This is a genomic window from Nostoc sp. WHI (assembly GCF_015714725.1).
GTDB lineage: Bacteria > Cyanobacteriota > Cyanobacteriia > Cyanobacteriales > Nostocaceae > Nostoc.
In genome coordinates this window covers 24,523-50,067 of record NZ_WBKM01000291.1, presented here as the reverse complement: position 1 = coordinate 50,067, position 25,545 = coordinate 24,523, and the positions used below count along the sequence as shown (strand labels likewise).

At 39.4% G+C, this 25,545-nt stretch carries 15 protein-coding genes; 14 read left to right on the top strand and 1 reads right to left on the bottom strand.

What is annotated here, in order from left to right; genetic code table 11:
• The first annotated feature begins 101 nt into the window (after positions 1-101).
• The 5 genes from F8S12_RS29845 to F8S12_RS29825 all read left to right on the top strand — a co-directional run bounded on the left by F8S12_RS29845 (position 102) and on the right by F8S12_RS29825 (position 16,148).
• Positions 102-3,392, top strand: a complete 3,291-nt coding sequence (locus F8S12_RS29845; protein ID WP_196519878.1) for a non-ribosomal peptide synthetase — start codon at positions 102-104, stop codon at positions 3,390-3,392.
• Between the two features lie 101 nt (positions 3,393-3,493).
• The gene (locus F8S12_RS29840) at positions 3,494-9,217 is read left to right on the top strand and encodes an amino acid adenylation domain-containing protein (protein ID WP_442946837.1); all 5,724 of its coding nucleotides are present in this window, start codon (positions 3,494-3,496) and stop codon (positions 9,215-9,217) included.
• A 120-nt stretch (positions 9,218-9,337) separates the two neighbouring features.
• A complete protein-coding gene (locus F8S12_RS29835) occupies positions 9,338-13,309 on the top strand; it encodes a non-ribosomal peptide synthetase (RefSeq protein WP_196519876.1) in 3,972 nt (1,323 codons plus the stop codon).
• Between the two features lie 292 nt (positions 13,310-13,601).
• The gene (locus F8S12_RS29830; RefSeq protein WP_196519875.1) at positions 13,602-14,921 is read left to right on the top strand and encodes an MFS transporter; all 1,320 of its coding nucleotides are present in this window, start codon (positions 13,602-13,604) and stop codon (positions 14,919-14,921) included.
• A gap of 855 nt (positions 14,922-15,776) precedes the next feature.
• Positions 15,777-16,148, top strand: coding sequence for a hypothetical protein (locus F8S12_RS29825; RefSeq protein WP_196519874.1), 372 nt, complete (start codon positions 15,777-15,779; stop codon positions 16,146-16,148).
• A 284-nt stretch (positions 16,149-16,432) separates the two neighbouring features.
• On the opposite strand, the gene phnF is transcribed toward F8S12_RS29825, so the two are convergent.
• Positions 16,433-17,209 carry a phosphonate metabolism transcriptional regulator PhnF gene (gene phnF / locus F8S12_RS29820; protein WP_196519873.1) on the bottom strand — a complete coding sequence of 259 codons (777 nt, stop codon included), beginning with the start codon at positions 17,207-17,209 and terminating at the stop codon, positions 16,433-16,435.
• A 945-nt stretch (positions 17,210-18,154) separates the two neighbouring features.
• Between phnF and phnD the strand changes: the two genes are divergently transcribed.
• The 9 genes from phnD to F8S12_RS29775 all read left to right on the top strand — a co-directional run bounded on the left by phnD (position 18,155) and on the right by F8S12_RS29775 (position 25,531).
• A complete protein-coding gene (gene phnD / locus F8S12_RS29815; protein WP_196519872.1) occupies positions 18,155-19,084 on the top strand; it encodes a phosphonate ABC transporter substrate-binding protein in 930 nt (309 codons plus the stop codon).
• Positions 19,085-19,201: 117 nt separating this feature from the next.
• Positions 19,202-19,993: a phosphonate ABC transporter ATP-binding protein gene (phnC, locus tag F8S12_RS29810; RefSeq protein WP_196519871.1), complete on the top strand. Its 792-nt coding sequence runs from the start codon at positions 19,202-19,204 to the stop codon at positions 19,991-19,993.
• Positions 19,953-20,756, top strand: a complete 804-nt coding sequence (gene phnE, locus F8S12_RS29805) for a phosphonate ABC transporter, permease protein PhnE (RefSeq protein WP_196519870.1) — start codon at positions 19,953-19,955, stop codon at positions 20,754-20,756. The genes phnC and phnE (F8S12_RS29805) overlap by 41 nt, the downstream gene beginning before the upstream one ends.
• A 2-nt stretch (positions 20,757-20,758) precedes the next feature.
• Positions 20,759-21,553: a phosphonate ABC transporter, permease protein PhnE gene (gene phnE, locus F8S12_RS29800; RefSeq protein ID WP_196519869.1), complete on the top strand. Its 795-nt coding sequence runs from the start codon at positions 20,759-20,761 to the stop codon at positions 21,551-21,553.
• A 78-nt stretch (positions 21,554-21,631) separates the two neighbouring features.
• Complete coding sequence (gene phnG, locus F8S12_RS29795) at positions 21,632-22,099, top strand: phosphonate C-P lyase system protein PhnG (RefSeq protein WP_196519868.1); 468 nt, start codon at positions 21,632-21,634, stop codon at positions 22,097-22,099.
• Entirely contained in the window at positions 22,083-22,676 is a 594-nt protein-coding gene (phnH, locus tag F8S12_RS29790) for a phosphonate C-P lyase system protein PhnH (protein ID WP_230968366.1), read from the top strand. The genes phnG and phnH overlap by 17 nt, the downstream gene beginning before the upstream one ends.
• 41 nt (positions 22,677-22,717) lie before the next feature.
• The gene (locus tag F8S12_RS29785) at positions 22,718-23,815 is read left to right on the top strand and encodes a carbon-phosphorus lyase complex subunit PhnI (protein ID WP_196519867.1); all 1,098 of its coding nucleotides are present in this window, start codon (positions 22,718-22,720) and stop codon (positions 23,813-23,815) included.
• Positions 23,812-24,768 carry an alpha-D-ribose 1-methylphosphonate 5-phosphate C-P-lyase PhnJ gene (locus tag F8S12_RS29780; protein ID WP_196519866.1) on the top strand — a complete coding sequence of 319 codons (957 nt, stop codon included), beginning with the start codon at positions 23,812-23,814 and terminating at the stop codon, positions 24,766-24,768. Before F8S12_RS29785 ends, F8S12_RS29780 begins: the two co-directional genes overlap by 4 nt.
• A gap of 31 nt (positions 24,769-24,799) precedes the next feature.
• Positions 24,800-25,531 (top strand): peptidase E, encoded by a 732-nt coding sequence (locus F8S12_RS29775; RefSeq protein ID WP_196519865.1) that lies wholly within the window; start codon positions 24,800-24,802, stop codon positions 25,529-25,531.
• The last annotated feature ends 14 nt before the right edge of the window (positions 25,532-25,545 follow it).

Genomic DNA, 25,545 nt, shown 5'->3' with positions numbered 1-25,545 from the left:
CCACGTACTTAAAGTTTTTTCTTTTCTCTGCGTAAGCTTTTTATCAGACAGAATTCTGACTTCTGACTTCTTCTTCAAAAAATTATGTCAAGGCTAAAAATATGCAAGAAACACTTGAAGGTTATCAACTATCTCCACAACAAAAATATCTATGGCAGTTGCAGCAAATTGATAATCCTCAAACTTACCGTATTCAATTAGCTGTAATGATTCAAGGTAATCTCAACCGCAAAATTCTTAAAGTAGCGATTGAGCAAGTTGTTAATCGCCATGAAATACTCCGCACAAATTTTAAAACATTGCCTGGGCTAACAATACCTCTGCAAATAATTGGCGAAGGAAATATATCATGGCATAGTGAATTAGATTTAAGCCAGTTGAGTTTACAAGCACGACAAACAAAGGTTGACGAGGTTTTTCAACAATTAAAAGTTAAATCTTTTAATTTTGAACAAGGGTCGCTGTTACATATATCTTTGTTATTACTATCGGCCAATCAACAAATCATGCTGCTCTGCTTACCTGCGCTTTGTTCTGATGTTACATCGGTACAAAATTTAGTTGATGAAATCAGCCGTTCTTATAGAGCTTGTTTACAATCAGAGGAGATAGCTAAAGAACCGTTGCAATATGTAGATATTGCTGAATGGCAAAATGAATTACTGACAACAGCAGATGGAGAAATTGGTAAAACTTATTGGCAGCAACAAAATGTTAGTATTGGGATAAATGTTAAGCTAGCTTGGGAAAAAGAAATTATTAAATTCAAGGAATATCAACCGCAAATTATTAGTATAAAGATGAATCCAACTCTAGAAGAAAGTATTAACAAGTTTGTTGAAAAACATGAATTTTCTTTAGAAAAGCTTTTACTTGCTTGTTGGCAAACTCTGCTTTGGAGACTAACAGGTAATGCAGAATTCATAATTGGTACGGCTTTTGATGGTAGGAGATATCAAGATTTACAACCAAGCATTGGATTATTAACTAAATACTTGCCATTTCAGGTTAAATTAGACAATAAACAAACAATTAGTCAGGTAACACAACAAATAATAGATAATAGTAGAGAGGCTAATCAATGGCAGGAATATTATCACTGGGAACAAATTAAGAATTTTAATGAGCAATCAGTTTTTCAGCCATTACCGTTTGGTTTTGATTTTTACCAAATAAGTATTGAACAAGTTAGCAAAAATATTATTTGGTCTATTTCCCAAATTAATTTTTATTTAGATAAGTTTAAACTGAACTTATCTTGTATTTACAAAGATGATCTTCAACTAGATTTTTATTATGATGCTCATCTATTTACGGCTGAAAATATTCAGAGTTTGGCAGCACAATTTGAGAGATTGTTAGAAAGCGCGATCGCTAATCCCGATATGAGCATTAGTCAGTTGGATATTCTCACTGCAAGAGAACGCCAGCAACTACTGTATGGATTCAACAACACCCAAACAGATTTTGAGCGAGACAAACTCATCCACCAACTATTTGAAGCAGAAGTAGAAAGCTACCCGAATCACATCGCCGTTGTCTATGAAAGTCAACAACTCACCTACACCGAACTGAATCAACGAGCTAACCAACTAGCACACTATCTGCAACAGTTGGGAGTCAAACCCGAAACAGTTGTTGCTATCTGCTTAGAACGCTCACTAGAGGCAATTATAGCCATTCTTGGTATACTCAAAGCAGGTGGTGCATATCTACCATTAGACCCTAATTTTCCCACAGCCAGTTTGATAGAGCGGTTACAGGATGCTCAGGCACAGGTATTGTTAACTAATAGTGCTATTCAACAGCAGCACTCCGCACTCAGCACACCTATAGTACTTTGTTTAGACACAGCTGAGGAAAAAATTACCAGCCAAAGTCATGAAAATCTACTAAGCAACGTCACAACAGAAAACTTAGCTTACATTATCTACACCTCTGGCTCCACAGGCAAGCCCAAGGGAATAACAATTGAACATCAGCAAATTCTCAATTACCTGCACAGTATTCAACAAAGGTTAAAATTGCCAACAGGTGCAAGCTTTGCATTGGTTTCCACCTTGGCGGCAGATTTGGGCAATACAGCTATTTTCCCGGCTTTGTGTAGTGGTGGTTGTTTGCATATCATCTCAGGTGAGTGTGCAACTAATGGACAAGCATTAGCTGATTACTGCCGTCAACATCCGATTGATTGTCTGAAGATTGTACCTTCACACCTAGAAGTACTCCTAACTTCCCCATCTACTTCAGATTTATTACCCAAGGCGCGATTGATTTTAGGAGGGGAGACTTGCAGTTGGGAGTTAATTAAAAAGGTACAACAATTTGCTCCTGATTGCATGATTTTCAATCATTACGGACCTACAGAAACAACAGTAGGGGTATTAACTTATCGGGTTGAGCAGATTGATTTGAGTTCTCAGACTGTACCACTGGGTAAAGCGATCGCCAATACGCAAGTTTATGTTTTAGATTCGCAGTTGCAGGTTGTACCAATTGGTGTGCCCGGTGAACTGTATATTGGTGGTGCTGGATTAGCTAGGGGTTATATAAATCAGCCAGAATTGACAGCCGAGAAGTTTATTGATAATCCCTTTGACAAGTTGCGATCGCCACGCCTATATAAAACTGGAGATTTAGCCCGCTATTTACCCAACGGAAATATTGAATATTTGGGAAGAATCGATCATCAAGTTAAAATTCGTGGCTTCCGTGTAGAACTAGGAGAAATAGAGGCTGTTTTGAGCCGACATCCAGCTATTTATAACAGTGTAGTTGTGGCTCATGAGGATGAATCTGGTAATCAACACCTTATCGGTTATGTAGTTCCCAATTCAAAATTAGAAATTCCCAAATCCAGTAATTTACGTGACTTCCTCAAACAAAAGTTACCTGATTATATGGTGCCAGCAGTCTTTGTGATGCTGAAGACCCTACCCATAACATCTAACGGTAAAGTTGACCGTAAAGCCTTACCTGCACCGGAACAAGTCAGACCAGAATTAGAAGCAACATTTGTACCACCTCGTACTGAAGTTGAGCAAATGGTAGCAGTAATTTGGAGTGAGGTTTTGGGATTAGAGAAAATTGGCATCCACGACAACTTTTTTGATTTAGGGGGACATTCTCTGCTGTTAACCCAGGTTACTTCTCGGCTTTATAACGCTTTTGGGTTGGAACTATCTTTACGCCAAATGTTAGCAACTCCTACAATCGCCGAGTTAGCAATAATTATTGCTGAAAAACAGCTAGAGCAGGCAGATAACGAATTACTAGAGCAGATGTTAGCAGAACTAGAACAAATGCCAGAAGACCAAATCCCATCTATTCTCAGTGCTGAAAATATTGGCGTTGCTGAATTAAGGGATGAAATATTAAGTATTGAAATCTAAAATTTAAATTCTTCGCGTCTTTGCGCCTTTGCGCGAAACAAAATTCATACTGCAATCAGCAACGAGGGAGAACGAAAACCATGACAGACCTTACTAACCGAATTGCGGCTCTTTCTCCTGAAAAGCGCGAACTACTACTCCAACGCCTGAACCAGCAAACAGAAAAAGTTGCACCCACAATTATCCCAGCCCAAAGTCGAGAATCTAACTCTTTTCCTTTATCTTTCGCTCAAGAGAGGCTATGGTTAATCGAACAACTGCAACCAGGGAACCCCTTTTATAACATTTCTGGTGCTGTGCGATCGCAAGGTAAGCTAAACGTAACGGCACTAGAACAAAGCATCAATGAAATTATTAGACGGCATGAAGCTCTACGAACTACATTTACTTCTGTAGATGGCAAACCAGTTCAAATCATTGCTTCATCTTTGAGCTTGAAAGTATCTGTGGTTGATTTGTGCGGCATACCATCGTTAACGCAAGAGCAAGAAGTAAATCAGTTAATTAATCAAGAGTCGCTTCTTCCCTTTGACTTGGTGCAGGGGTCGTTATTACGGGTGAGATTATTACATCTGAGTCAGACAGAATATGTGATGTTGTTTACAATGCATCACATAATCTCTGATGCTTGGTCGATGGGGGTGCTAGTAGATGAATTAGCTGCACTCTATCCAGCTTTTTCTAATGCCAAACAGTCGCCTCTACCAGAATTGTCAATTCAATACCCCGACTTTGCAGTTTGGCAACGACAGCGCCTACAAGGTCAGGTTTGGGATACTCAGCTAGCTTACTGGAAGCAGCAACTAGATAATCTTTCCATGCTGCGCCTACCTACTGACCGACCACGACCAGCAATTCCCAGTTTTCGAGGTGCGACTCAATCGTTTGTTTTACCACAAGATTTAACTAAGGCGTTACATTCCCTAAGTCGCAGTGAAGGGGTAACTCTGTTTATGACCTTGCTAGCGGCTTTTAAAGTTTTATTGCACCGCTACACGGGTCAAGATGATATATGCATTGGTTCGCCTATTGCCAATCGTAACCGAGGCGAGATTGAAAAACTCATTGGTTTTTTTGTCAACTCTTTGGTGTTGCGTACTGAGCTAAGTGGAAACCCAACATTTCGAGAGTTGCTAGTTAAAGTACGCGAGGTGACATTAGGAGCTTATGCCCACCAAGATTTTCCTTTTGAAAAATTAGTAGAAGAAATTAAACCAGAGCGCAACCTCAGCTACAACCCTCTGTTTCAGGTTGTTTTTCAACTCCAGAATACACCTATGCAAGCTCTGGAGTTACCTGATTTAACTTTAAGCATGGTGGATGACGAAAATCAAACAGCTGCATTTGATTTACATCTTTCCTTGGCAGAAACCGATGGCGAAATTATTGGGAGTTTAGAGTACAGTACTGAATTATTTGAGCCAGCTACAATTGCACGAATGATCAAGCATTTCCAGAACTTGCTTTCTGGTATTGTTGCTAATCCTCAAGCCAAGCTCTCTGAGTTACCATTATTAACCGCATCTGAACAACATCAACTGCTTGTGGAGTGGAATGATACTCAAACAGACTGGACAGAGAATTTGTGTATTCATCAGTTAATTGAACTACAAGCAGAAAAAACACCTGATGCGATCGCTATAATATTTGAACAGCAGCAGTTAACTTACCGCGAATTAAATCAACAAGCTAACCAACTAGCACACTATTTGCAAACTCTGGGGGTAAAACCAGAAGTATTAGTTGGGATTTGCATAGAGCGATCGCTAGAAATGGTGGTAGGTTTATTGGGTATTCTCAAAGCTGGTGGTGCTTACGTTCCCCTAGACCCTACCTATCCCCAAGAACGCCTAGCTTTCATGGTGGAAGATGCCCAAGTACAGGTATTATTAACCCAAAAGCACCTATTAAAAAAACTTCCCGCCCATCAAGCCAAAGTTCTCTGCCTTGATGCAGATTGGGAAATTATTCAATCTCATATCTCAAATTATAAATCTCAAACTTTCAATTCTTCCCACCTTGCCTACGTCATCTACACCTCTGGCTCAACAGGTAAACCCAAGGGCGTTTTAGTCAATCACTCTAATGTAGTACGTCTGTTTGCAGCGACAAACTCTTGGTATCACTTCAATCAAGATGATGTGTGGACACTGTTCCATTCATACGCCTTCGACTTCTCCGTATGGGAAATTTGGGGTGCATTGCTGTATGGTGGACGACTAGTGGTAGTGCCATACTTAGTGACGCGATCGCCCAAATCCTTTTATGAATTATTGTGTCAAGAAAAAGTCACAATTCTCAATCAAACTCCTTCAGCCTTCCGTCAGTTAATTAAAGTAGAACAGGCGATCAGCTACGCTGGGCGGAACGCCATCGCGACTATTGACAACTTGAACTTACGCCTAGTAATTTTCGGTGGAGAAGCCTTAGAACTCAAGAGTTTGCAGCCTTGGTTTGAACGCCACGGCGACCAGATGCCCCAATTGGTAAATATGTACGGGATTACGGAAACCACTGTACACGTTACCTATCGCCCCTTGAGTAAAGCCGATTTGCATGGTACGGCAAGTGTAATAGGTCGTCCAATTCCCGACTTACAAGTGTATGTGCTAGATGAACATAAACAGCCAGTACCAATTGGCGTTTCTGGTGAGATGTACGTTGGTGGTGCTGGGGTAGCGCGTGGTTATCTAAATCGTCCCGAATTGACACAACAACGGTTTATCTCTAATCCTTTTAGCAAGAACCCCCAAGCACGACTGTACAAAACAGGAGATAAGGCACGTTATCTGCCCAATGGCGAGTTAGAGTATTTAGGACGCATAGATAACCAAGTCAAGATTCGGGGCTTTCGCATTGAGTTGGGAGAAATTGAGGCATTACTGGCGCAACACCCAGGCGTGTGGGAAAAGGTGGTGGTAGTAAGAGAGGATGAACCGGGCGACAAACGTTTAGTGGCTTATATAGTGTCAAAGGTGGAACAATCTCCCACAGTCTCAGAACTGCGTCACTTTCTGAAGGCAAAGCTACCAGAGTACATGATACCAAGTGCTATTGTACTGCTGGAATCCTTACCCCTGACTCCCAACGGTAAAATAGACCACCGCATCCTGCCAAAACCAGAGTTAGACAGCACTCTGCTAGAAAAATTTGTTGCCCCACGCACACCCATTGAGGAAATGCTGGCGCAAATTTGGTCGCAAGTGCTGAAAATAGAGCGAGTTGGTATTTACGATAATTTCTTTGAACTCGGAGGACACTCGCTGCTAGCAACTCAAGTGATGTCACGGGTAAGAGACGCATTCAATTCGGAAGTGCCGTTAAGTTGGTTATTTGCATCACCCACTATTGCTGAGTTAGCCCAAAGCATCAATACACAGTTGCAGACTGCACAAATTATTAAATATCCTCCTATTGAACCTGTTTCTCGGAATAGAGATTTACCCCTCTCCTTCGCTCAACAACGGCTGTGGTTTGTCAGTCAGCTAATGCCAAACAGCCCTCTTTACAATATGTCTGCGCCTGTTCACCTCATTGGTGTACTTGATATAGCCGCCTTAGAAAGTAGTTTCAATGAAGTTGTCCAACGGCATGAAGTTTTGCGAACTTATTTTGTTGCTGTAGAAGGGCAACCAATTCAAGTTATTACTCCTAGCTTGAATTTGCCATTGCCAATTGTAGATTTGCAAGCACTCGAACCTATAGAGCAAGCAGCCCAAGTGCAACTATTAGCAACTGAGGAAGAATTGCAGCCTTTTGACTTAAGTTGTTGCCCGTTGCTACGCATCAAGCTACTACAGTTAAGTCAGAAAGAATATGTGCTGCTGCTAACGATGCATCACATTATCTCTGATGCTTGGTCAATAGGAGTGTTAATTCAAGAACTCGCAACTTTATACGAAGCCTTCTGTGCTGGTAAACCTTCCCCGCTTCCATCCTTAAAAATTCAGTATGCTGACTTTGCTGTATGGCAACATCAATGGTTACAAGGAGAAGTTTTAGAAACTCAATTAGCTTATTGGAAACAACAGTTATTAGGAGGTAATTTACCGACATTGAAGTTACCCACACGACAATCTCAACCAGAGATTCCTAGTTTTGAGGGTGCTACTTACGATTTTGAATTAACCGTAGAACTATCGCAGAAAATTCAAGAACTCACTCGCCAGGAAAATGTCACTTTGTTTATGACTTTACTGGCAGGTTTGCAAACTTTACTTTATCGCTATACCAATCAAGATGATATTGTTGTCGGTACTGATATTGCTAATCGTAATCAGAGTAAAACTGAATTACTAATTGGTTTTTTTATTAACCTATTAGTTTTACGTACAGATATGCGCGGTAATCCTAATTTTCGAGAGTTATTGCAGCGAGTGCGCGAAGTGACTTTACAAGCTTACGCTTACCAAGATTTGCCATTTGAGAAACTGGTAGAAGAGTTACGCCCAGAGGGAGGGTTACAGCAAAATCCTCTGTTTCAAGTATTGTTTGTTTTGCAGAATACCCCAACACCAGAGATTGAACTTTCTAATTTAACATTACATCCTTTGGAAGTTGAAGATGGACAGTCAAAATTTGATTTAGCTTTATTTGCGGTAGAAACAGAAGAGAAAATTTCCCTTGGCTGGAAATATAAAACAGATTTGTTTGATACTGATGCGATCGCTCGGATGTCTAGTAATTTTATCAGCCTCCTGAATAACATTGTGACACAGCCAGATACCAAGATTAACTCTTTAGAAATGATTACTCCAGACGAAAGAAAACAACAAATTAGCGAACAAACAAAACGTCAAGCGGTTAACTTTCAAAAATTCAAAACGGTCAAGCCAAAAGCAATCAGTTTGGCTCAAGAGAAATTAGTCAAAACTGATTATCTCCAAGCAGGAGAAACTTTACCTTTACTTTGCCAACCGAATGTTTCTGACCTCGATGTAAGCGATTGGGCTAAAAGCGATCGCCAATTTATCGAAACTAATTTACTTAAACATGGTGCTATCCTTTTTCGAGGATTTAATCTCAATTCAGTAGCTAATTTTGAAAACTTTGCTCAAGCTATTTGTCCAGAATTATTTGGTGAATATGGCGATTTACCCCGTGAAGGATTAGGTGGGAAAGTCTACGGTTCTACTCCTTATCCAGCAGATAAAGCGATTTTATTCCACAATGAAAGCTCCCATATTCACAGATGGCCAATGAAAATTTGGTTTTACTGTGTACAACCAGCGCCAGAAGGTGGAGAAACACCAGTTGTTGATTGTCGAAAAGTTTATCAGTTATTAGATGATCAAATTAGAGAAAAACTTGCTCAAAAGAAATTAATGTATGTCCGTAACTACACAGAAGGGCTAGATGTTGGTTGGCAAGATTTCTTTCATACCACTGACAAATCAGCAGTAGAAAAGTTTTGTTTTCAGAATGGAATTGAGTGGGAATGGAAAGCAGACGGCGGTTTAAAAACTAGAGAAATTCGGCAAGCGATCGCTAAACATCCTAAAACAGGTGAATGGGTGTTTTTTAATCAAATTCAGTTACATCATATTGCTTATTTAGATACATCAGTACGCGAATCTCTGTTGTCGTTATTTGACGAAGACAACCTACCGCGAAATGTTTATTACGGTGATGGTACACCAATTGAACAATCAGTAATTGACAAAATTAGTGCTGTTTACAAGCAAGCTGAGATTACTTTCCCTTGGCATAAAGGGGATGTGTTAATGCTCGACAATATGCTAGCTGCACACGCGCGCAATTCCTTTGTGGGAGCGCGAAAAATTGTCGTAGCAATGGGCGAAATTGTCAATGCTCAAAATATTTAGTACTTAGGTAAAACTACGCGCTGTAGGGGCAATTCATGAATTGCCCCTACCTGAAAATTATTCTATTCGGCTATTGTTTGAGTAAGTCAAGATATTAAGTTAAGAGAGGTTAAATAAAAAATGCAGTTAGAAGAAAAAGTGATTAATGGTTTTCGACTTTCACCCCAACAAAAACATCTTTGGGAGTTACAAAAAGATAACTCTGCTTATTGTGTTCAAGGTGCAATTTCTCTAGAAGGCAACATAAATACAGAAATTCTGCAAGCTGCTTTAGAGAAACTTATTAATCGACACGAAATACTTCGGACAAAATTTATCCGTCCCAAGGGTATAGCTACACCTCTACAGGTGATAGCAGATGAAAGTAAATTTGTTTGGCATGAAGTTAATCTTAGTAGTTGGGATACACAACAGCAAAAGTCAGAAATTAATAGTCTATTCGAGCAAGAAAGAGTCCAATTTTTGCAACTTGAACAAGGATCTTTATTACAAGCTTGCTTAATCAGCCTATCAGCAACAAAGCAGATTTTATTACTTACTATATCCGCCCTTTGTGCCGATGCTTGCTCACTTCAGAATTTAATAAAGGAAATTGCATATTTTTACAAAGGTGAAGAATTAGAGGAAGTTGTGCAGTATGTACAGTTTTCAGAATGGCAGAATCAATTGTTAGAAGATAATGAATTAGCCGATGAAAACTATTGGACTCAACAGGATTTTTCAAATTTTCCTCATGTTAAATTGCCTTTTACGTCTAAATCATTAGCTGATTCAGAATCATTTATAGTTAACTCTGTTGAATGTAAAATTTCTCAAAGTGCAATCACCAAAATTGAAAAGCTGACTCAGCAATACAGTACAGAAACCTCTACATTTTGGTTAGCTTGCTGGTTAGTGCTACTTTGGCGATTTACCCAACAGCCAAATATGATTGTTGGCAAAGGGTATAATGGTCGTCAATACCAAGAGTTAGAGACAGCAATTGGTTTATTTGCCAAATATTTACCACTGCAATGTAGTTTGCAAGCAGACTGCAAATTTTCTGATATATTAATGCAGGTTACTCAAGGGACACAGGATATATCTCAATGGCAGGAGTATTTTACATGGGAAAAATTAGCAGAGTTATCTTGGTTTCCATTTAGTTTTGATTTTCAAGAGCAATCAGTAAAGTACTCTGCTGAGGAAGTATCATTTTCCCTCTACCAGCAGTATGTCTGCACAGAAAGATTCAACGTTAAATTATCGATTCAGCAAGAAGATATTTTGTTAGCAGCACTGCATTATAATGCTAACTTGTTTAAAGCAGAGGATATGCAACGCTTTGCTGGACATTTGCAGACTTTGGTAGAAAGTGCGATCGCTAATCCAGAACTTAGTATTAGTCAATTGGATATTCTCACAGAATGCGATCGCCAGCGATTACTATATGAATTCAACAATACTCAAACAGATTTTCCCCAAGACAAATTAATTCACCAACTCTTCGAGGCGCAAGTAAAAAGCACCCCTAACAATATTGCTGTTGTATTTGAGCAGCAACAACTTACATACACCGAACTTAATTGTCGCGCCAATCAAATCGCCCATTACCTACAACAACAGGGCGTTAAACCAGAAACAATCGTCGCTATCTGCATGGAGCGAACGTTAGAAGCAATTGTAGCAATCCTCGGCATTCTCAAAGCAGGTGGTGCATATTTACCATTAGATCCGAGCTTTCCCACATCCAACTTGATAGGGCGGCTACAAGATGCTCAAGTACAGATATTGTTAACTAATAGTACCATTCAACAGCAACACCCTGCACTTAGCGTTCCTATTGTTCTGTATTTAGACACAGATGAAAAAGAAATTACTAGCCAAAGCCATGACAATCCACTTAGTAATGTCACAGGTGAAAACTTAGCTTACACCATCTATACTTCTGGCTCTACAGGTAAGCCCAAAGGAGTAGCGATTGAACATCGCCAAATCCTCAATTACCTATACAGTATTCAACAAATATTAGACCTACCAACTGGTGCAAGTTTTGCATTAGTCTCAACTTTAGCGGCGGATTTGGGTAACACAGTTATCTTCGCTGCTTTGTGTAGTGGTGGTTGCTTGCATATTATCTCAACTGAACGTACTACCAATGGACAGGCGTTAGCTGATTATTGCCGTCAGCATCAAATTGATTGTTTGAAGATTGTACCTTCCCATCTAGAGGCATTACTGACTGATTCTACTCAAGATTTACTACCAAAAGCGCGGTTGATTTTAGGAGGAGAAGCTTGCAATTGGGAATTAATTAAAAAGATTCAACAATTTGCCCCTGATTGCAAGATTTTAAATCATTATGGGCCTACAGAAACGACAGTTGGGGTATTAACTTATCAGGTTGAGGAGATTGATTTGAATTCTCAAACTGTGCCTTTAGGGAAAGCGATCGCCAACACGCAGGTTTATGTTTTAGACTCACAGTTACAACCTGTACCTATTGGTGTACCTGGTGAACTTTATATTGGTGGTGATTGTCTAGCGCGAGGTTATTTAAATCAGCCAGAACTGACAGCCGAGCGATTTATTTCTCATCCTTTTAGCCAACAGCAAGAAGCAAAGCTATATAAAACTGGCGATTTAGTACGCTATCAAGCAGATGGCAATCTAGAATTTTTAGGCAGAATTGATAACCAAATTAAGATTCGGGGTTTCCGAATTGAATTAGGAGAAATTGAGGCAGTACTATGCCAACATCCCAGCATTCAACAAGCTGTAGTGTTGTTGCGAGAAGATGAGACAGGCAATCAACGACTTGTGGCTTATATAGTACCACGTAAAGATATATCTACAACTATTCAAGATTGGCGTAATTTTCTTAGAAATAAACTACCAGAATATATGCTACCTGGCGTATTTATCCGGTTAAAAACCTTGCCACTAACGCCCAATGGTAAAGTAGATCGGAAAGCATTACCAAATCCCGATTTCCTAAATTCAAAATCAGAAAATTCTTTTGTAGCCCCGCGTGAAGGGCTGGAACTTCAACTTAAACATATTTGGGAAGAACTTTTGCAAGTGCGCCCAATAGGGGTAAAAGATAACTTTTTTGATATCGGTGGACATTCACTTTTAGCAGTGCGTTTAGTTGCTCAAATTGAAAAGCATTTTCAGCGAAAAATAGCGTTATCTGATTTATTACAAGAGCCTACAATTGAGCATCTAGCCGCTATTCTTCGCCAGCAGCCGGAATCAAAATCTTGGCTGCCTTTAGTACCTATTCAGCCTTTGGGTAGCAAGAAACCTTTTTTCTGTGTTCATCCTAGTGGGGGAAATGTAATTTGTTACTATAACTTGGCAAGTCATTTAGGTAGAGAGCAACCTTTGTACGGTTTAGAATCACCAGGATTCTATGGAGAATGTGAACCTTACCATCGAATAGAAGACATGGCAAGTTCCTACATTCAAGCATTGCGTAACATACAACCACAAAGCCCTTATCTATTAGGTGGATGGTCTATGGGAGGGTTAATAGCTTTGGAAATGGCTATACAGCTACAACAGCAAGGAGAGAAAGTTGCTTTGCTTGCTTTATTAGATACCAAACCACCAATTGTTATTAATAAATTTCAGAATAATAAAGTTAATGATGCTCAATTGTTAGCTGATATCGCTATAGCTACAGCTAAATTTTTTGGTAAGGACTTGTTGATTTCAGAAGTAACTCTCCGAGAATTTGAGCCAGAAAAGCAGTTGAACTATGTTCTAGATATGATGAAACAAGCTAATTTTGTACCTCCAGATATCGGATTACAGCAAATTCGCGCTTATTTGCAAGTTACTAAAAGTCATAAAAGAGCTTTGATGGACTATGTAGCTAAATTTTATCCTGGGCAAATTACATTATTTCAAGCCGAGCAGCAACTATCTATTGATAAAAATGAGCAGATGAGCGCAAATATAATTGAGCCTAATTTAGATTGGAGCCACTTTACTTCTCAGCCTTTAGATGTTCATGTTATTCCAGGTGAACATGGCACAATTCTAGCTGAACCTAACGTCAAAGTTTTAGCAGAAAAATTAAAATATTGTTTAGATAAAGCTCAGTAAATTTATTATTTGTTAACGAGCATCTTAGGTGTGTGGAAACGTGCCACACACCTAAAAATATATTTACTTTTTTAACTAATTTTGGAGGTTTAAGTCTCCCGCTTCTGAAAGCTGTAAGTTTTGTAGCGGAGTCTAAACCCCCCGTTAAAAAACTGGCGTTGCTGAATTAGGTATGAAAGTTAATGTTTTAACAATAGAAAATTTAAATTCTTTGCGCCTTTGCGCGAAACAAAATTCATACTGCAATCAGCAACGCCAAAAAACTTAATTACGAATTACGAATTATTTTAATATGCGTAACTTTACTATTATTTGGCTTGGTCAAATAATTTCGACTATCGGTAGTTATATGACTAGTTTTGCCATTACAATTTGGCTTTGGGAACAGACTAATCAAGTAACTACATTAGCACTTTTGGGATTTTTTACATTTCTACCTAGCATCTTCATGACTTTAGTTGCTGGGCTAATTATAGATCATGCTAACCGCAAGTTTTTGATGATGATTGCTGATACAGTCGCAGCTGTATCGACTGTTATTATTCTTTGTTTATATCTCACTGATAATTTGCAAATTTGGCATTTTTATGTATCGAGTGCTGTCAACGCAGCTTTTAGTGAAATTCAAGAATTGGCATATTCAGCCACCATGTCCACTTTAGTATCTAAAAAGCACTATACCCGTGCAACTACAATGAATTCCGCCCTGCATTATAGTTCCATAACTATTGCTCCTGCTCTTTCAGGTTTTCTCTATCCTCTGATTGATTTTAGTGGCATTTTGATTATCGATCTTCTTAGTTTTGTAGTAGCCATAACTATTCTATTAAAAATACCTATATATCAACCAAAATTTAGCGATCGCAATCTGAAAGACCAAGACCATAAAGGTTTTTTTTGGCAAATTACCTTTGGATTTCGCTATCTTCTCACACGCCCTAGTTTGCTAGCTATGACTATTACTGGAGCGTTGTTTTGGTTTTTTCACGATATTGGTAGAACATTATACGCACCCATGATTTTGGCACGTACAGGTAATGATGCTACTGCTTTAGGTAGCATCTCTTCTGCTGCTGGAATTGGTGGTGTAATTGGAGCTTCACTGTTAAGTATTTGGGGCGGTTTTCAGCCCCGGATTCATGGTTTTCTCTTAGGAATGGTGGGGGCTGGTGTTAGTAAAACGATTTTTGGTTTAGCTCAAGGTTTACAAATTTGGCTACCCGCCCAATTTTTTTCTTCCGTAAACTTTCCTTTACTCATAAGTTCCAACACATCGATTTTATTGACAAAAGTCAAGCCCTACGATCAAGGTCGAGTATTTGCCACCCTTTCTACAATTCAGCAATGTGTTTCAGCGATCGCTATCTTAATAGCTGGGTCACTTGCTGACAAAGTTTTTCAACCAGCAATGATGCCGGGAGGTCATCTCATGCCCTTATTTGGATGGTTAGTCGGGACTGGTAGTGGTTCGGGAATAGCATTATTGTATACTATCTCTTCACTAGGTTTATTAATGATTGGTTTGGGTGGATATGCCATCAATAATTTGCGTGATGTTGAAATTCTCTTGTCAGACTACGATGAGGAAGAGGTATACCAGGAAAAAAGGTAACTGCCTAACTAGTGGGATTTGAAGAAAGGAAATTTGCTTCTTCCGGTAGTTTTATGGTAGTTACTAAAGTTTAGTAAATTATTGAACGGTTGTGTTATCAACGTCTCCCAATTCCCCCATTAGCTACCTTACCTCGAAAAAGTCCTCCACCTGCCACTGCTTCACTAAAAAAACGAACGCAGATAGAGCAACAAATTGAGTTCTTCCGTGTCACTGTGTTCTCAACTTGAGAGGCCGGAAAGTTTTCTGCACTATTAAGCACAGCACCACATACCCCAGAAAATATTTTTCTCTAGACACATACAACCATTTGAGGGTACAATTTAATAATGCCACAGGTAGAGTAACCGCTAGCACAAATGGATAACCAACCCCAAAACGACTGGCTAGGAAAAAATAATGGATAGTGGGTAGCGAAACGCCACGATAAAAAAAGCCTTAATGCCAACGAGCATTAAAACCAGTGAACACACTATTTATTGATTGGAAAAAGTACGGTAGGGCATACCGGAACTAGAGAAATAGTTCTCTAACGCTTAGGGAGATGAAGCCCACTGGAATTATTTAAATTAGACTCGATATTTTGTTCTATTGAACGGGTATCAGGTTTAAGTATTGCCGCAAAGATAGATAATTTTAAGGCACGTCAATGAACTAAGAATCCCCGTTCCCTTTAGGGCGGGGAGTGTCAACATGACAGTATAATAAATAAGTATTCCACATTTTTACCTACATAGGTTTTCAGTCGAGTGAGGTACAACAGATATCTAAAACCTTACATGGCAAAGTCTCTGATGTACTTCATCCATGTCGAAACCTAATTATTAGTTTTTCAATTTTTTGGAGGAGAGGAAAATGAAGAAGTTCACATGTTTAATGATTGTCGGGGCAGCATTGTCGATTAGTGCGCCGGCTGTAGCTGAAAGTCGTGCGGTTAATATCAGTATTGGCAGTATTGGTGGTTCCTTAGATAATGCCGCTTTGCGAACAATTCGCCAGGTTATCGGGTTTGCAGTCGGCACTAGCACCGTCGATAAATTTATTGTATATAGTCCCAGAGTCGGATCTCCTATTCCCATCGAAGGAGGTTTATCTGCTTGTGCTGAAGCTGGCTTCGGCACAAGCAATACAAGATTTAATGCTTTTATCCAGGAGTTGCGTTCAATTAAGCCCAAACCAGGGACTTTCTACAATGTAGAACTTACCACAAGCTGCGAACAGATATAAGAACGAAGAATGTCGTTTGCATTCAAGAAGCGCGGTAGGATGGGCTGAGGTATGAAGCCCATCCATTGATTAAATTGGAGATTTGACACTCCCCGCGATAAATCGACGGGGATTCTTGGTTCAACGAGACCACGATAAAATTCCAGACGATCGGCTCAGGTTGATCTTTACTTGCTGCCACCCAGCACTGGCGATCGCCACATCCCCAACTCTATGATTAGAAGACTGGTCAAGCGACTAGAGCAACTGGGTCATCGAGTTACTCTTGAATCTCAAACCTCTACTCAAGTTGTTACCTGCGGTGAACAAGAAACTTCAAAAGTAAATCGATCGCCCCGAAAATGAGTGACTGTGTATTCAAATAAGTGGTCATGCTGGTCACAAACTTGGCTTTTAGTTGTTAGCATTGGTGCACCAGAGGGAATTTTTAAAAGTTTCGCTTCTTCTTTGTAAGCCGCCTGGGTTTCAATCTGAGTACGAGTACGACGTGGCTCAATCCCATAGTGATTTCGCAGCAAACTGTAGAGAGATTGAGACTTATAAATCAGTATAGGTAAGTCGGGAAATTTTTCTGAGAGTAAATAAGAAACACTGATACATAAAGGATTCCATTCGGGTACAGTAGTATCCGTCATTGTCAGCGATGCCACGCGGAGAAATTTTACTTGGAATAGAGAATTTCCGATATTAGTTTCTAGTAAATTGGCAAGTTGTTCACTGGCATTAATAATTTTGCTACTAAGGATTTGGATGCAGGGAAGATAGCCTAAGTTGAGCAAACTTTGAGTAAAGTTAGTTTTAAAGTTGAGAGAATAATCAATTTTTTGTTCTTTTACAAAAGCACCGCGCCCTTGTATTCTATATACTAAATCTTGTTCAACTACAGATGTAATTGCCATGCGAGCGGTAAAGCGATGAACACCGTAGTGTGCGGCTAACTCGTTTTCTGAAGGTAAGCGATCGCCCGGAAGATAATCTCCAGCTTGGATATCTGCAATTAGCTTTTCAGCTATTTGATGGTAAAGCGATTCACCTTTTTGCTGTTGCTTTATAGACTTCATGAAGATACCATTCTAATTCAATAATCAAACTTTTCTTAGTTACCTGTACTTTTTATGATCTACTCTTTTTATCAGATATTCTTCTAATGGTTGACAGGATCTGGAGCGTAACTGTTGTGTTTATTGACTAAAACGGTTTCTACGGATTCATTTATGCTAATAAATGAATTAAAATCAAACTGAAAACTTTGCTTTTTAGGGCTTATACTGCTATTTCATCTAAAATGGTTCCCAAAAGATACCTTTAGAACTTTTGAATCCTATTTTGGATAAAGGATACATAAAGCTCTAAAATTCAAATGTTATTATCTATTTAGATTTATGCTGAGATTAACAATAAATTATTAACAAATTTATAAAAATAAATTAAATTTTGGTTAATATCTTAAAAAGTTTTGAATAAGATTTTAGATAAATCGGGCTTTTCAATCTCAGTATGTTTTCAAAAATCAAATCGGAACTTTATCATCGATCACAAGATTAGGTCATTAACCATTTGTCAATAAGCAATAATGCTTAAAATTTAGTCAAAGATCAGGCTAGGAAACACCATTTTTAAGCCAATACGCTTCAGTTAAGCCTTTTTTCTCCCCCTCTCTGCCCGCCTCAACAGATAAATTTCCTTAACTGTAGCGTAGCTACTCGAATCGTTATGTTTACAAGCCAATTCACTCTATACAAGTAGAGTAGCTTGTATAGTTCAGCTCATAAGTAACTTTTAATATAACTGCCCCTTTGAATTTAAGAAACGAACTGTAGATTGAACATAAGACAAATCGAGGTAACAACTTTCGCATGGTTATCAACGGTTCCTGCTCCATAGTATGACCTCTGACTTAACAAGCTTAATTCGATAGTAGATAAGCGCCAGATTTGATGGGTTTAGCCAAAAAATCAATGCCTTAGTTAACTTAAACTATTTCACTTAATTTGGAGATTTTAATCATGTTTCGCAGAAAATATATAACTACCATTGCAGTCTTGCTATCCTCTTTAGCAGTTGGGAGTCAGGTCAGCCATCAAGCAATAAGCTCGTTGCTGCAAGGTCAATTCAACTTACCAGTGGCTTCGGCTCAAAACCGTCCCATTGTTTTGGGATTAATTCCTGCTGAAAATAACCAAGAAATGGTGCAAAAATTTGAGCCAATGCGAGTCTATTTGGAGAAAAAACTTGGTCGCTCTGTCAAAGTCTTCACTGCTACTGACTATGCAGGTGTGATTGAAGCTATGAGAAAAGACCGGGTAGATGTCGCTTGGTTTGGGCCGTTATCTTATGTGCTAGCCCAGCAAGAAGCAGGGGCAGAAGCTTTTGCAGTAGGTGTTCGTAAGAATGGTCAATCTACATACAAGAGTATATTTGTTGTGCCTGGTGATTCTCCAGCCAAATCTCTGAAAGATTTAAAAGGTAAAAATGTTGCTTTTGTCTATCCAGCTTCTACTTCTGGAGCATTAGTACCCAGCTATATAGTTAAGAAAAGCACGGGTAAGATGCCTCAAGAGTTTTTCGGTAAACTGACTTATGCTGGTTCTCATGATGCTGCTGAACTAGCAGTTAAAAACAAAACAGTAGATGCAGCAGCTGACAACGACATCACCTACGAAAAGATGCTTTCTCAAGGGTTAATTACCAAACAAAGCAATCGTATTCTGCTTTCTTCTAACCCCTTACCTGGTTCTCCTCTAACATACCGGAATGACTTGGATGCAGCCACGAAAAATAAAATTCGGGAAGCTATTTTAAATGCCCACAAAGAAATTAAGGTAACTGGCTACGGTGATCTTCTGCGTTACGATTCTGCTATTCCTAGTGACTATCAACCAATCCGAGATATGGTTAAGGATTTGGGACTAGGACGCCAACAATTACTTAAGTAATTTCCTTAAGCAAGTGGACAAAATTATTAAGTTTCACTTGCTTAATCAAACCATGCTCAAGGATGACATTTCTTCTTTACAAGACGCTACGCAAACATTTTGAATTTTGAAGTTCTTATGTCTTTGATACAAATTAAACAAGTTAGTAAACGCTATGAAAATGGCTTTCAAGCTCTACATCCTACAACACTGACAATCAATTCAGGTGAATTCACAGTTATTTTAGGGCCTTCAGGTGCAGGTAAATCTACACTTTTGCGTCTTTTGAATGGTTTAGAAACCCCTAGTAGCGGTGAAATTATCATTGCCAATTGTCAACTTACAACAGAAAATTTACGTCGCCTTCGCGCTCAAGTTGGCATGGTCTTTCAACAATTTAATCTGGTGGGTCGGTTAAACGTAATGATAAACGTCCTCACTGGAAGACTTTATCACCGTTCTTGGTGGGAAAGCTTAGTTTACTTGTTCCCAAAAAAAGACTATGAAATAGCCCATTGGGCATTAGCGCGGGTAGATTTGACAGAAAAAGCCTGGAATCGTGCTAGTAGATTGTCTGGAGGTCAGCAGCAGCGAGTAGCGATCGCTCGTGTCTTAGCTCAACAACCAGCAGTAATTTTAGCAGATGAACCTGTAGCGAGTCTCGACCCAGTAACCTCCGAAGAAATTATGAAATTGCTGCAAGGAATTTGCCAAAAAGATGGGGTTACTGTTGTTGCTAGCTTACACCAAGTTGGCTTGGCTATACAGTTTGCCGAGCGGATTATTGGCATTAATCAGGGTCACGTCGTCTTTGACGGTACAGCTGGGGAATTATTTCATCAACAAGAGATTTTGGAAACCATTTATCGACGTGCGGATGGAAGTTTAGATGAAAACTTTAACATGGAAATGGCGTTGGCCAAGTCCTGATGGTCTACCTCCTCTTTCACTGGTTGCTTTAGTGTTAGTTATTTTGCTAGCTCTTGGCAGTAACGCTACTATTGTGGAAGTGGATTTAGTGAGGATTTTTCAATCTACAGGAAAATTGTTTGAATTTATCCGACAGTTATTCGCTGTTCCTGATTGGGATTATTTTCCAACTCTCGGAACAAAAATGTTGGAAACTTTAGAAATTGCCTTTTTAAGCACAACTTTTTCTCTGATTCTGAGCCTACCTTTAGGAATACTTGCAGCTCGCAATAGTAGTCCCAATCCGGTCGTTTACCACATCAGCCGCAACTTACTTTCTCTAATGCGTGCTTTACCAGAAGTGGTATGGGCATTGGTATTTGTCTCAGCTGTAGGATTGGGTGCATTACCTGGAATAATGGCACTTACTTTTGTTACCACTGGCTTTATGGCAAAGTTTTTTGCTGAAAGTATTGAGGTGGTAGATCCCAAGTCTATTGAAGGGGTAATATCAACAGGTGCGAGTTGGTTACAGTTAATAACTTTTGCAATGCTTCCTCAAGCTTTCCCCGATTTAATTGGCACACTTCTCTACATTCTTGACCATAATGTGCGTTCAGCAACAATTGTTGGTTTGGTAGGTGCTGGAGGAATTGGATATGAGTTAGTGTCATCTATTCGACTGTTTAACTACAGTCAATTAATGATGATTATAGTGTCAGTTTATCTCGCTGTAACCGTCCTAGATAGATTATCTAACCAATTACGATCGCGGGTGATTTAAAGATGGTATTTAAAACTTCTCAACTCCCCCCATTGCCGAAAAAGCCTGCAAATTTAGTTTTCCTGTGGTTGGGATTGTTGTTAATTTTTGTCGGATTAGTAATTGTCCATTTGGAGATTTCATTTACAACTTTACTCTGGGGTTTTAGCGATATTTTTGAATATCTAGGACGGTATCGATCGCCTAATTTCACTGATTTGGTTAAGTATCTAGGATTGATGGGACAAACTTTAGCGATCGCACTTTGGGGAACAGTGTTAGCTTTTGTGATTAGTGTTATCTTTACCCCACTTGCTGCCAAAAATATTTCTCCTCATCCCTTGATTTATCGCACCGTGCGAGAGTTACTGACTTTCTTATTGGCATTACCAGATCTAGTATTAGCCCTAATATTTGTAGCTGCTTTAGGGCTTGGGCCTTTACCTGGAGTTTTAGCTTTAGGGTTACATACATCAGGATTCTTAACAAAATTTTTTTCTGAGAGTATGGAGCGAGTTAATCCAGGAATTTATGAAGCAATTAATGCTACTGGTGCTAACTTTCTTCAGGTCGTTATGTTTGCAGCTTGGCCTTCAATTCTTCAAGAGGTAGTTGGTTACACGCTTTACATTTTTGACCGAAATGTCAGAGTTGCAACAGTATTAGGATTGGTAGGAGCGGGAGGAATTGGTTTAGAGTTAAACGCCAATTTGCGCTTTTTCCAATATGACCAAGCCGGTGCTTTAATTCTGATCATTATTATTACAATCGTTGCCATTGATTACCTTTCCGCTTTGTTAAGAAGTAAACTTTCATGACCAAAACAAAGCTCTCAGAACAAGCGACTGAAAGTCGTCGGGACAATCCAAAATCTAAAATCCAAAATCCAAAGTAGAATGACAATTCCTTCTCGGAGCCTTTGGATTAAAGCTTTAACTGCTTATTCACCTGAAAAGCTGCAATCTTTAGCAGAAGATTTAATTTCTGGTTGGCAAGTAAACTATAAATCTTTACCCCAAGCTGGCTTGAGTTTGCTGCAAATGGAAGATGGGGTGTTTCATGAACCATACTACTTAGGAGAAATTCCTATAGCAAGTGCATGGATAGAACTCACCAATTCAAGCAATGAAAACTTTGAAGGTGCAGCTCAAGTAATGAGTGATTCTGCTGACTTAGCTGTAGCTTTAGCTATATGTGATGCGGTGATAGCTCATCAATTACCTGGTTGGCAAAGAGTTGCAGATTTAATTCAACAAGGCATAGAAAAACGTGCTTGGGAAGAACTACAACAAGGTGCAATGTTGGCAAAAACTAAAGTAAATTTTTCTTTACTCAGCCAGGAGAAAGATGATGCTGAAGATTGAAGCTATCTGGCAAGGAGAAAGTCAACAAAAAATTTTTCGTAATTTGTTGCATTGTATGAGTTTGCCGGGAGAAATTGCTGATTTAAGCCAGTATTTAGGAAGGTCTTCAGCTTTGGTGGGAGTATTAGCAACGCTGCTCGATAAAACCGTAAGTTGGAGTGATCAAGATGGGTTGGTAGATAAGAGCGATCGCTATCTCCTCCAAGCACCTATAGCCTGTGAAGAAACTGCAAAATTTGTAATTAAAGATGCTACTAATCCGCCTAACATGAATTTATCTCTTAACTTAGGAGAATTGTCTAACCCAGAAAAAGGAGCTACTTTAATACTTCAAGCAACAGCACTTAATCTCGGAAATATATCATTTCAATTATCAGGGGCTGGCATCAAAAAAACGCGCCTTATTCATCTCGCTGGGTTTCATCCATTATGGTTTGTGCTTCGTGAAAATTGGGTAGAAAATTTTCCCTTGGGAGTAGACATGATTCTGGTAGATTCAACTTGTATTATGGCATTACCGAGAACTACTCAAATCAAACTGCATGATTTCACTGATACTCAAACCTTCATTAACTGATACTGAATTCTGACTTCTACATTCTTCTTAAAAATTCTGACATGGGTTACATTGCGATTAAAGGCGGCGAAACGGCTATCGAAGAAGCAATTAAATTACTAGACTACTTGCGAACACGAAATAGCACCGAGTCTCCCCTATCTTTAGAAACAATTCGTCATCAATTGCACTTTTTACATAGTCGAGTTTTATCAGAAGGAGGCTTGTATCATCCAGATTTAGCCTCACTAGCAATTAAGCAAAGTGCTGGTGATACTCTAGAAGCCGCTTTCTATTTGAGGGCTTATCGTTCAACTCGTCCTCGATTAGGTGAAACTCCTTTGCATAATGGCAAAAGCATGCGTCTTATCCGTCGCATTTCTGCCGCATTTAAGGATATTCCTGGTGGGCAGATGTTGGGGCCGACATCGGATTATTTACAGCGTTTATTTCGCTTTGAACTGCTAGATGAATCGCCCGAGCAATTTCGTAAAATAGCTAAAACTTGGCTAAAAGAAACACCAGAAGAAATATTACCGACTACCTTTCCTAAGGTATTAGATAGCTTACGTCAGGAAGGGCTATTACCACCAATTATTGAATGTTATCAACCACCGTTTGATATTACACGGGAACCCCTAATTTTCCCAGTTTCACGTTCTGCGGCATTAGCAACAATGGCACGTGCGGAGACAGGTTCTATCTTAAGCATCGCCTATTCTAATATGCGCGGCTACGGCGATATTCACCCCACTGTTGCCGAGTTACGAGTCGGTTATCTGCCAGTTCAATTACCACATCCCATCACAGGGGAATTAATTGAAATTGGAGAGGTACTGATGACGGAATGTGAAGTCATCGCTATGTATGAACTGGATGAAAATAAAGGTAAACCTACCTTTGGGTTAGGATATGGAGCTTGTTTTGGGCATAACGAAGTAAAAGCGATCGCTATGGCTATTTTAGACCGCGCCCTCCAAAAAGGCATAAAACAAGGCCCTAGTAACCCCTCTGAAGACCCCGAATTTGTCCTTCTGCATATCGACGGCATTGAGTCAATGGGTTTTGCTTCCCACTACAAAATGCCGCACTATGTCACCTTTCAATCTGACTTAGATAGGCTTCGTACTACTCAAAATAATTACAAAAATGAGAAATGAAACCACAAGCACAATCTTTAACCAACCAGAATTTAGAAATAGAAAAATCGGTATTTACAGAACAAAAAAATGGCATTTATGTATCTCAAAAGAATGCTTATGCTTATCAGTTTGGCTTTCTAGATGAAGAGGCCAAAAAAGAGATTCGCCGTAGTCTCCTCAAAGCTGTTGCTATTCCTGGTTACCAAGTCCCCTACGCCTCCCGCGAGATGCCAATTGCCAGGGGATTCGGCACAGGCGGATTACAAATTAGTCTCTCCCTAATTGGTGCTGATGATACTTTCAAAGTTATAGATCAGGGAAGTGATGATTCTGTTAATGCCGTCAATATTCGTAAATTTACTACTACAACTTGTCCAGGAATAAAACTAACTAAGCACACCCAAGAAGCAACCCTAATTCAAACGCGCCATCGCATTCCAGAAATTCCTTTAAAGCTTGGGCAAATTTTAGTTCTGCAAGTTCCCTATCCTGATCCTTTAGTAATTGTAGAAGCGAGTGAAGAAAAGCGTAAAATCATGCATAGTGAGGGAGATTATGCGCGTCTTTGGGTGAAGTTATATGAGGACATGGTAAAATTTTCTGAAATTACTATCTCTCACCGCTATCCCACACGTATTAACGGATTTTATGTAATTGATCCTTCACCAATTCCCCGTTTTGATGTGCCAAAACTGCACCAATCTGAATGCTTGTATCTATTCGGGGCTGGGAGAGAAAAGAAAATTTATGCAGTACCTCCTTATACCACTGCTCAACCTCTTTCCTTTAGTGATATTCCCTTTCGAGTAGAAGATTTTACTGATGAAAAAGGTCATCGCCGTGCTTGTTCTAGGTGTGCTTCTACCACTACTTTTCTGGATGAAGTTATCAGTAACATAGGAGAAAAAGTTTATCAATGTTCTGATAGCGACTACTGCGATGTAACATTGAGTATAAAGAATAAAAAATAAAGAACATCAACTTCAGTTGCAAACTCTCAATATGAGTAACAATCTTCCCCTCAAACAAATATTTGCAATGGGTGGAGGCGGCTTTTCAATGGAACCCAAAAACTTTCTGTTAGACAAATACATTTTGGGACTGGTGGACAAACAAAAGCCGCGAGTTTGCTTTGTCCCGACAGCTAGCGGTGATTCTGATCACTACATCGTCGAGTTCTATTCAACCTTTGGAAAATTATCCTGCACTCCCTCTCATTTGTCGTTGTTTAACCCACCAGCTACCGACCTTAAAGCTTTTGTGCTAGAGCAAAACATTATTTATGTAGGAGGAGGCAGCCCCAAAAATTTAATTGCGCTTTGGCGAGAATGGGAACTAGATAAAATTCTCAGAGAAGCTTGGGAAAAAGGCATTATTCTTTGTGGCTTGAGTGCGGGTTCGATGTGCTGGTTTGAAGCAGGAATTAGTGCCTATGCTCCAGGCTCGCTGAACAACCCAGTAAAGTGTCTCGGTTTCCTAAAAGGTAGCCACTGTCCTCACTATGATAGAGAGCCAGAAAGAAGACTAGCTTATCATCGGCTGTTATCTGAAGAGTTACTAGATGATGGTTATGCAGCTGATGACGGAGTTGGTCTATATTTTGTAGGCGATCGCCTGGAAAAAATCGTCAGTTCTCGCCCCAATGCCAAAGCCTATCGCGTTGAAAAAATTGGTGAAACTGTTAAAGAAACTCCTTTACAGGCTACCTATTTAGGTAATCTATTTAAGGATTAATTCTAAATTCCTAA

Bases quoted from the DNA above. Each gene is read 5' to 3' on its own strand.
- F8S12_RS29845 (WP_196519878.1), top strand. From the start codon at position 102: ATGCAAGAAACACTTGAAGGTTATCAACTATCTCCACAACAAAAATAT.
- F8S12_RS29835 (WP_196519876.1), top strand. From the start codon at position 9,338: ATGCAGTTAGAAGAAAAAGTGATTAATGGTTTTCGACTTTCACCCCAA.
- F8S12_RS29830 (WP_196519875.1), top strand. From the start codon at position 13,602: ATGCGTAACTTTACTATTATTTGGCTTGGTCAAATAATTTCGACTATC.
- F8S12_RS29825 (WP_196519874.1), top strand. From the start codon at position 15,777: ATGAAGAAGTTCACATGTTTAATGATTGTCGGGGCAGCATTGTCGATT.
- phnF (WP_196519873.1), bottom strand. From the start codon at position 17,209: ATGAAGTCTATAAAGCAACAGCAAAAAGGTGAATCGCTTTACCATCAA.
- phnD (WP_196519872.1), top strand. From the start codon at position 18,155: ATGTTTCGCAGAAAATATATAACTACCATTGCAGTCTTGCTATCCTCT.
- phnC (WP_196519871.1), top strand. From the start codon at position 19,202: ATGTCTTTGATACAAATTAAACAAGTTAGTAAACGCTATGAAAATGGC.
- phnE (WP_196519870.1), top strand. From the start codon at position 19,953: ATGAAAACTTTAACATGGAAATGGCGTTGGCCAAGTCCTGATGGTCTA.
- phnE (WP_196519869.1), top strand. From the start codon at position 20,759: ATGGTATTTAAAACTTCTCAACTCCCCCCATTGCCGAAAAAGCCTGCA.
- phnG (WP_196519868.1), top strand. From the start codon at position 21,632: ATGACAATTCCTTCTCGGAGCCTTTGGATTAAAGCTTTAACTGCTTAT.
- phnH (WP_230968366.1), top strand. From the start codon at position 22,083: ATGATGCTGAAGATTGAAGCTATCTGGCAAGGAGAAAGTCAACAAAAA.
- F8S12_RS29785 (WP_196519867.1), top strand. From the start codon at position 22,718: ATGGGTTACATTGCGATTAAAGGCGGCGAAACGGCTATCGAAGAAGCA.
- F8S12_RS29780 (WP_196519866.1), top strand. From the start codon at position 23,812: ATGAAACCACAAGCACAATCTTTAACCAACCAGAATTTAGAAATAGAA.
- F8S12_RS29775 (WP_196519865.1), top strand. From the start codon at position 24,800: ATGAGTAACAATCTTCCCCTCAAACAAATATTTGCAATGGGTGGAGGC.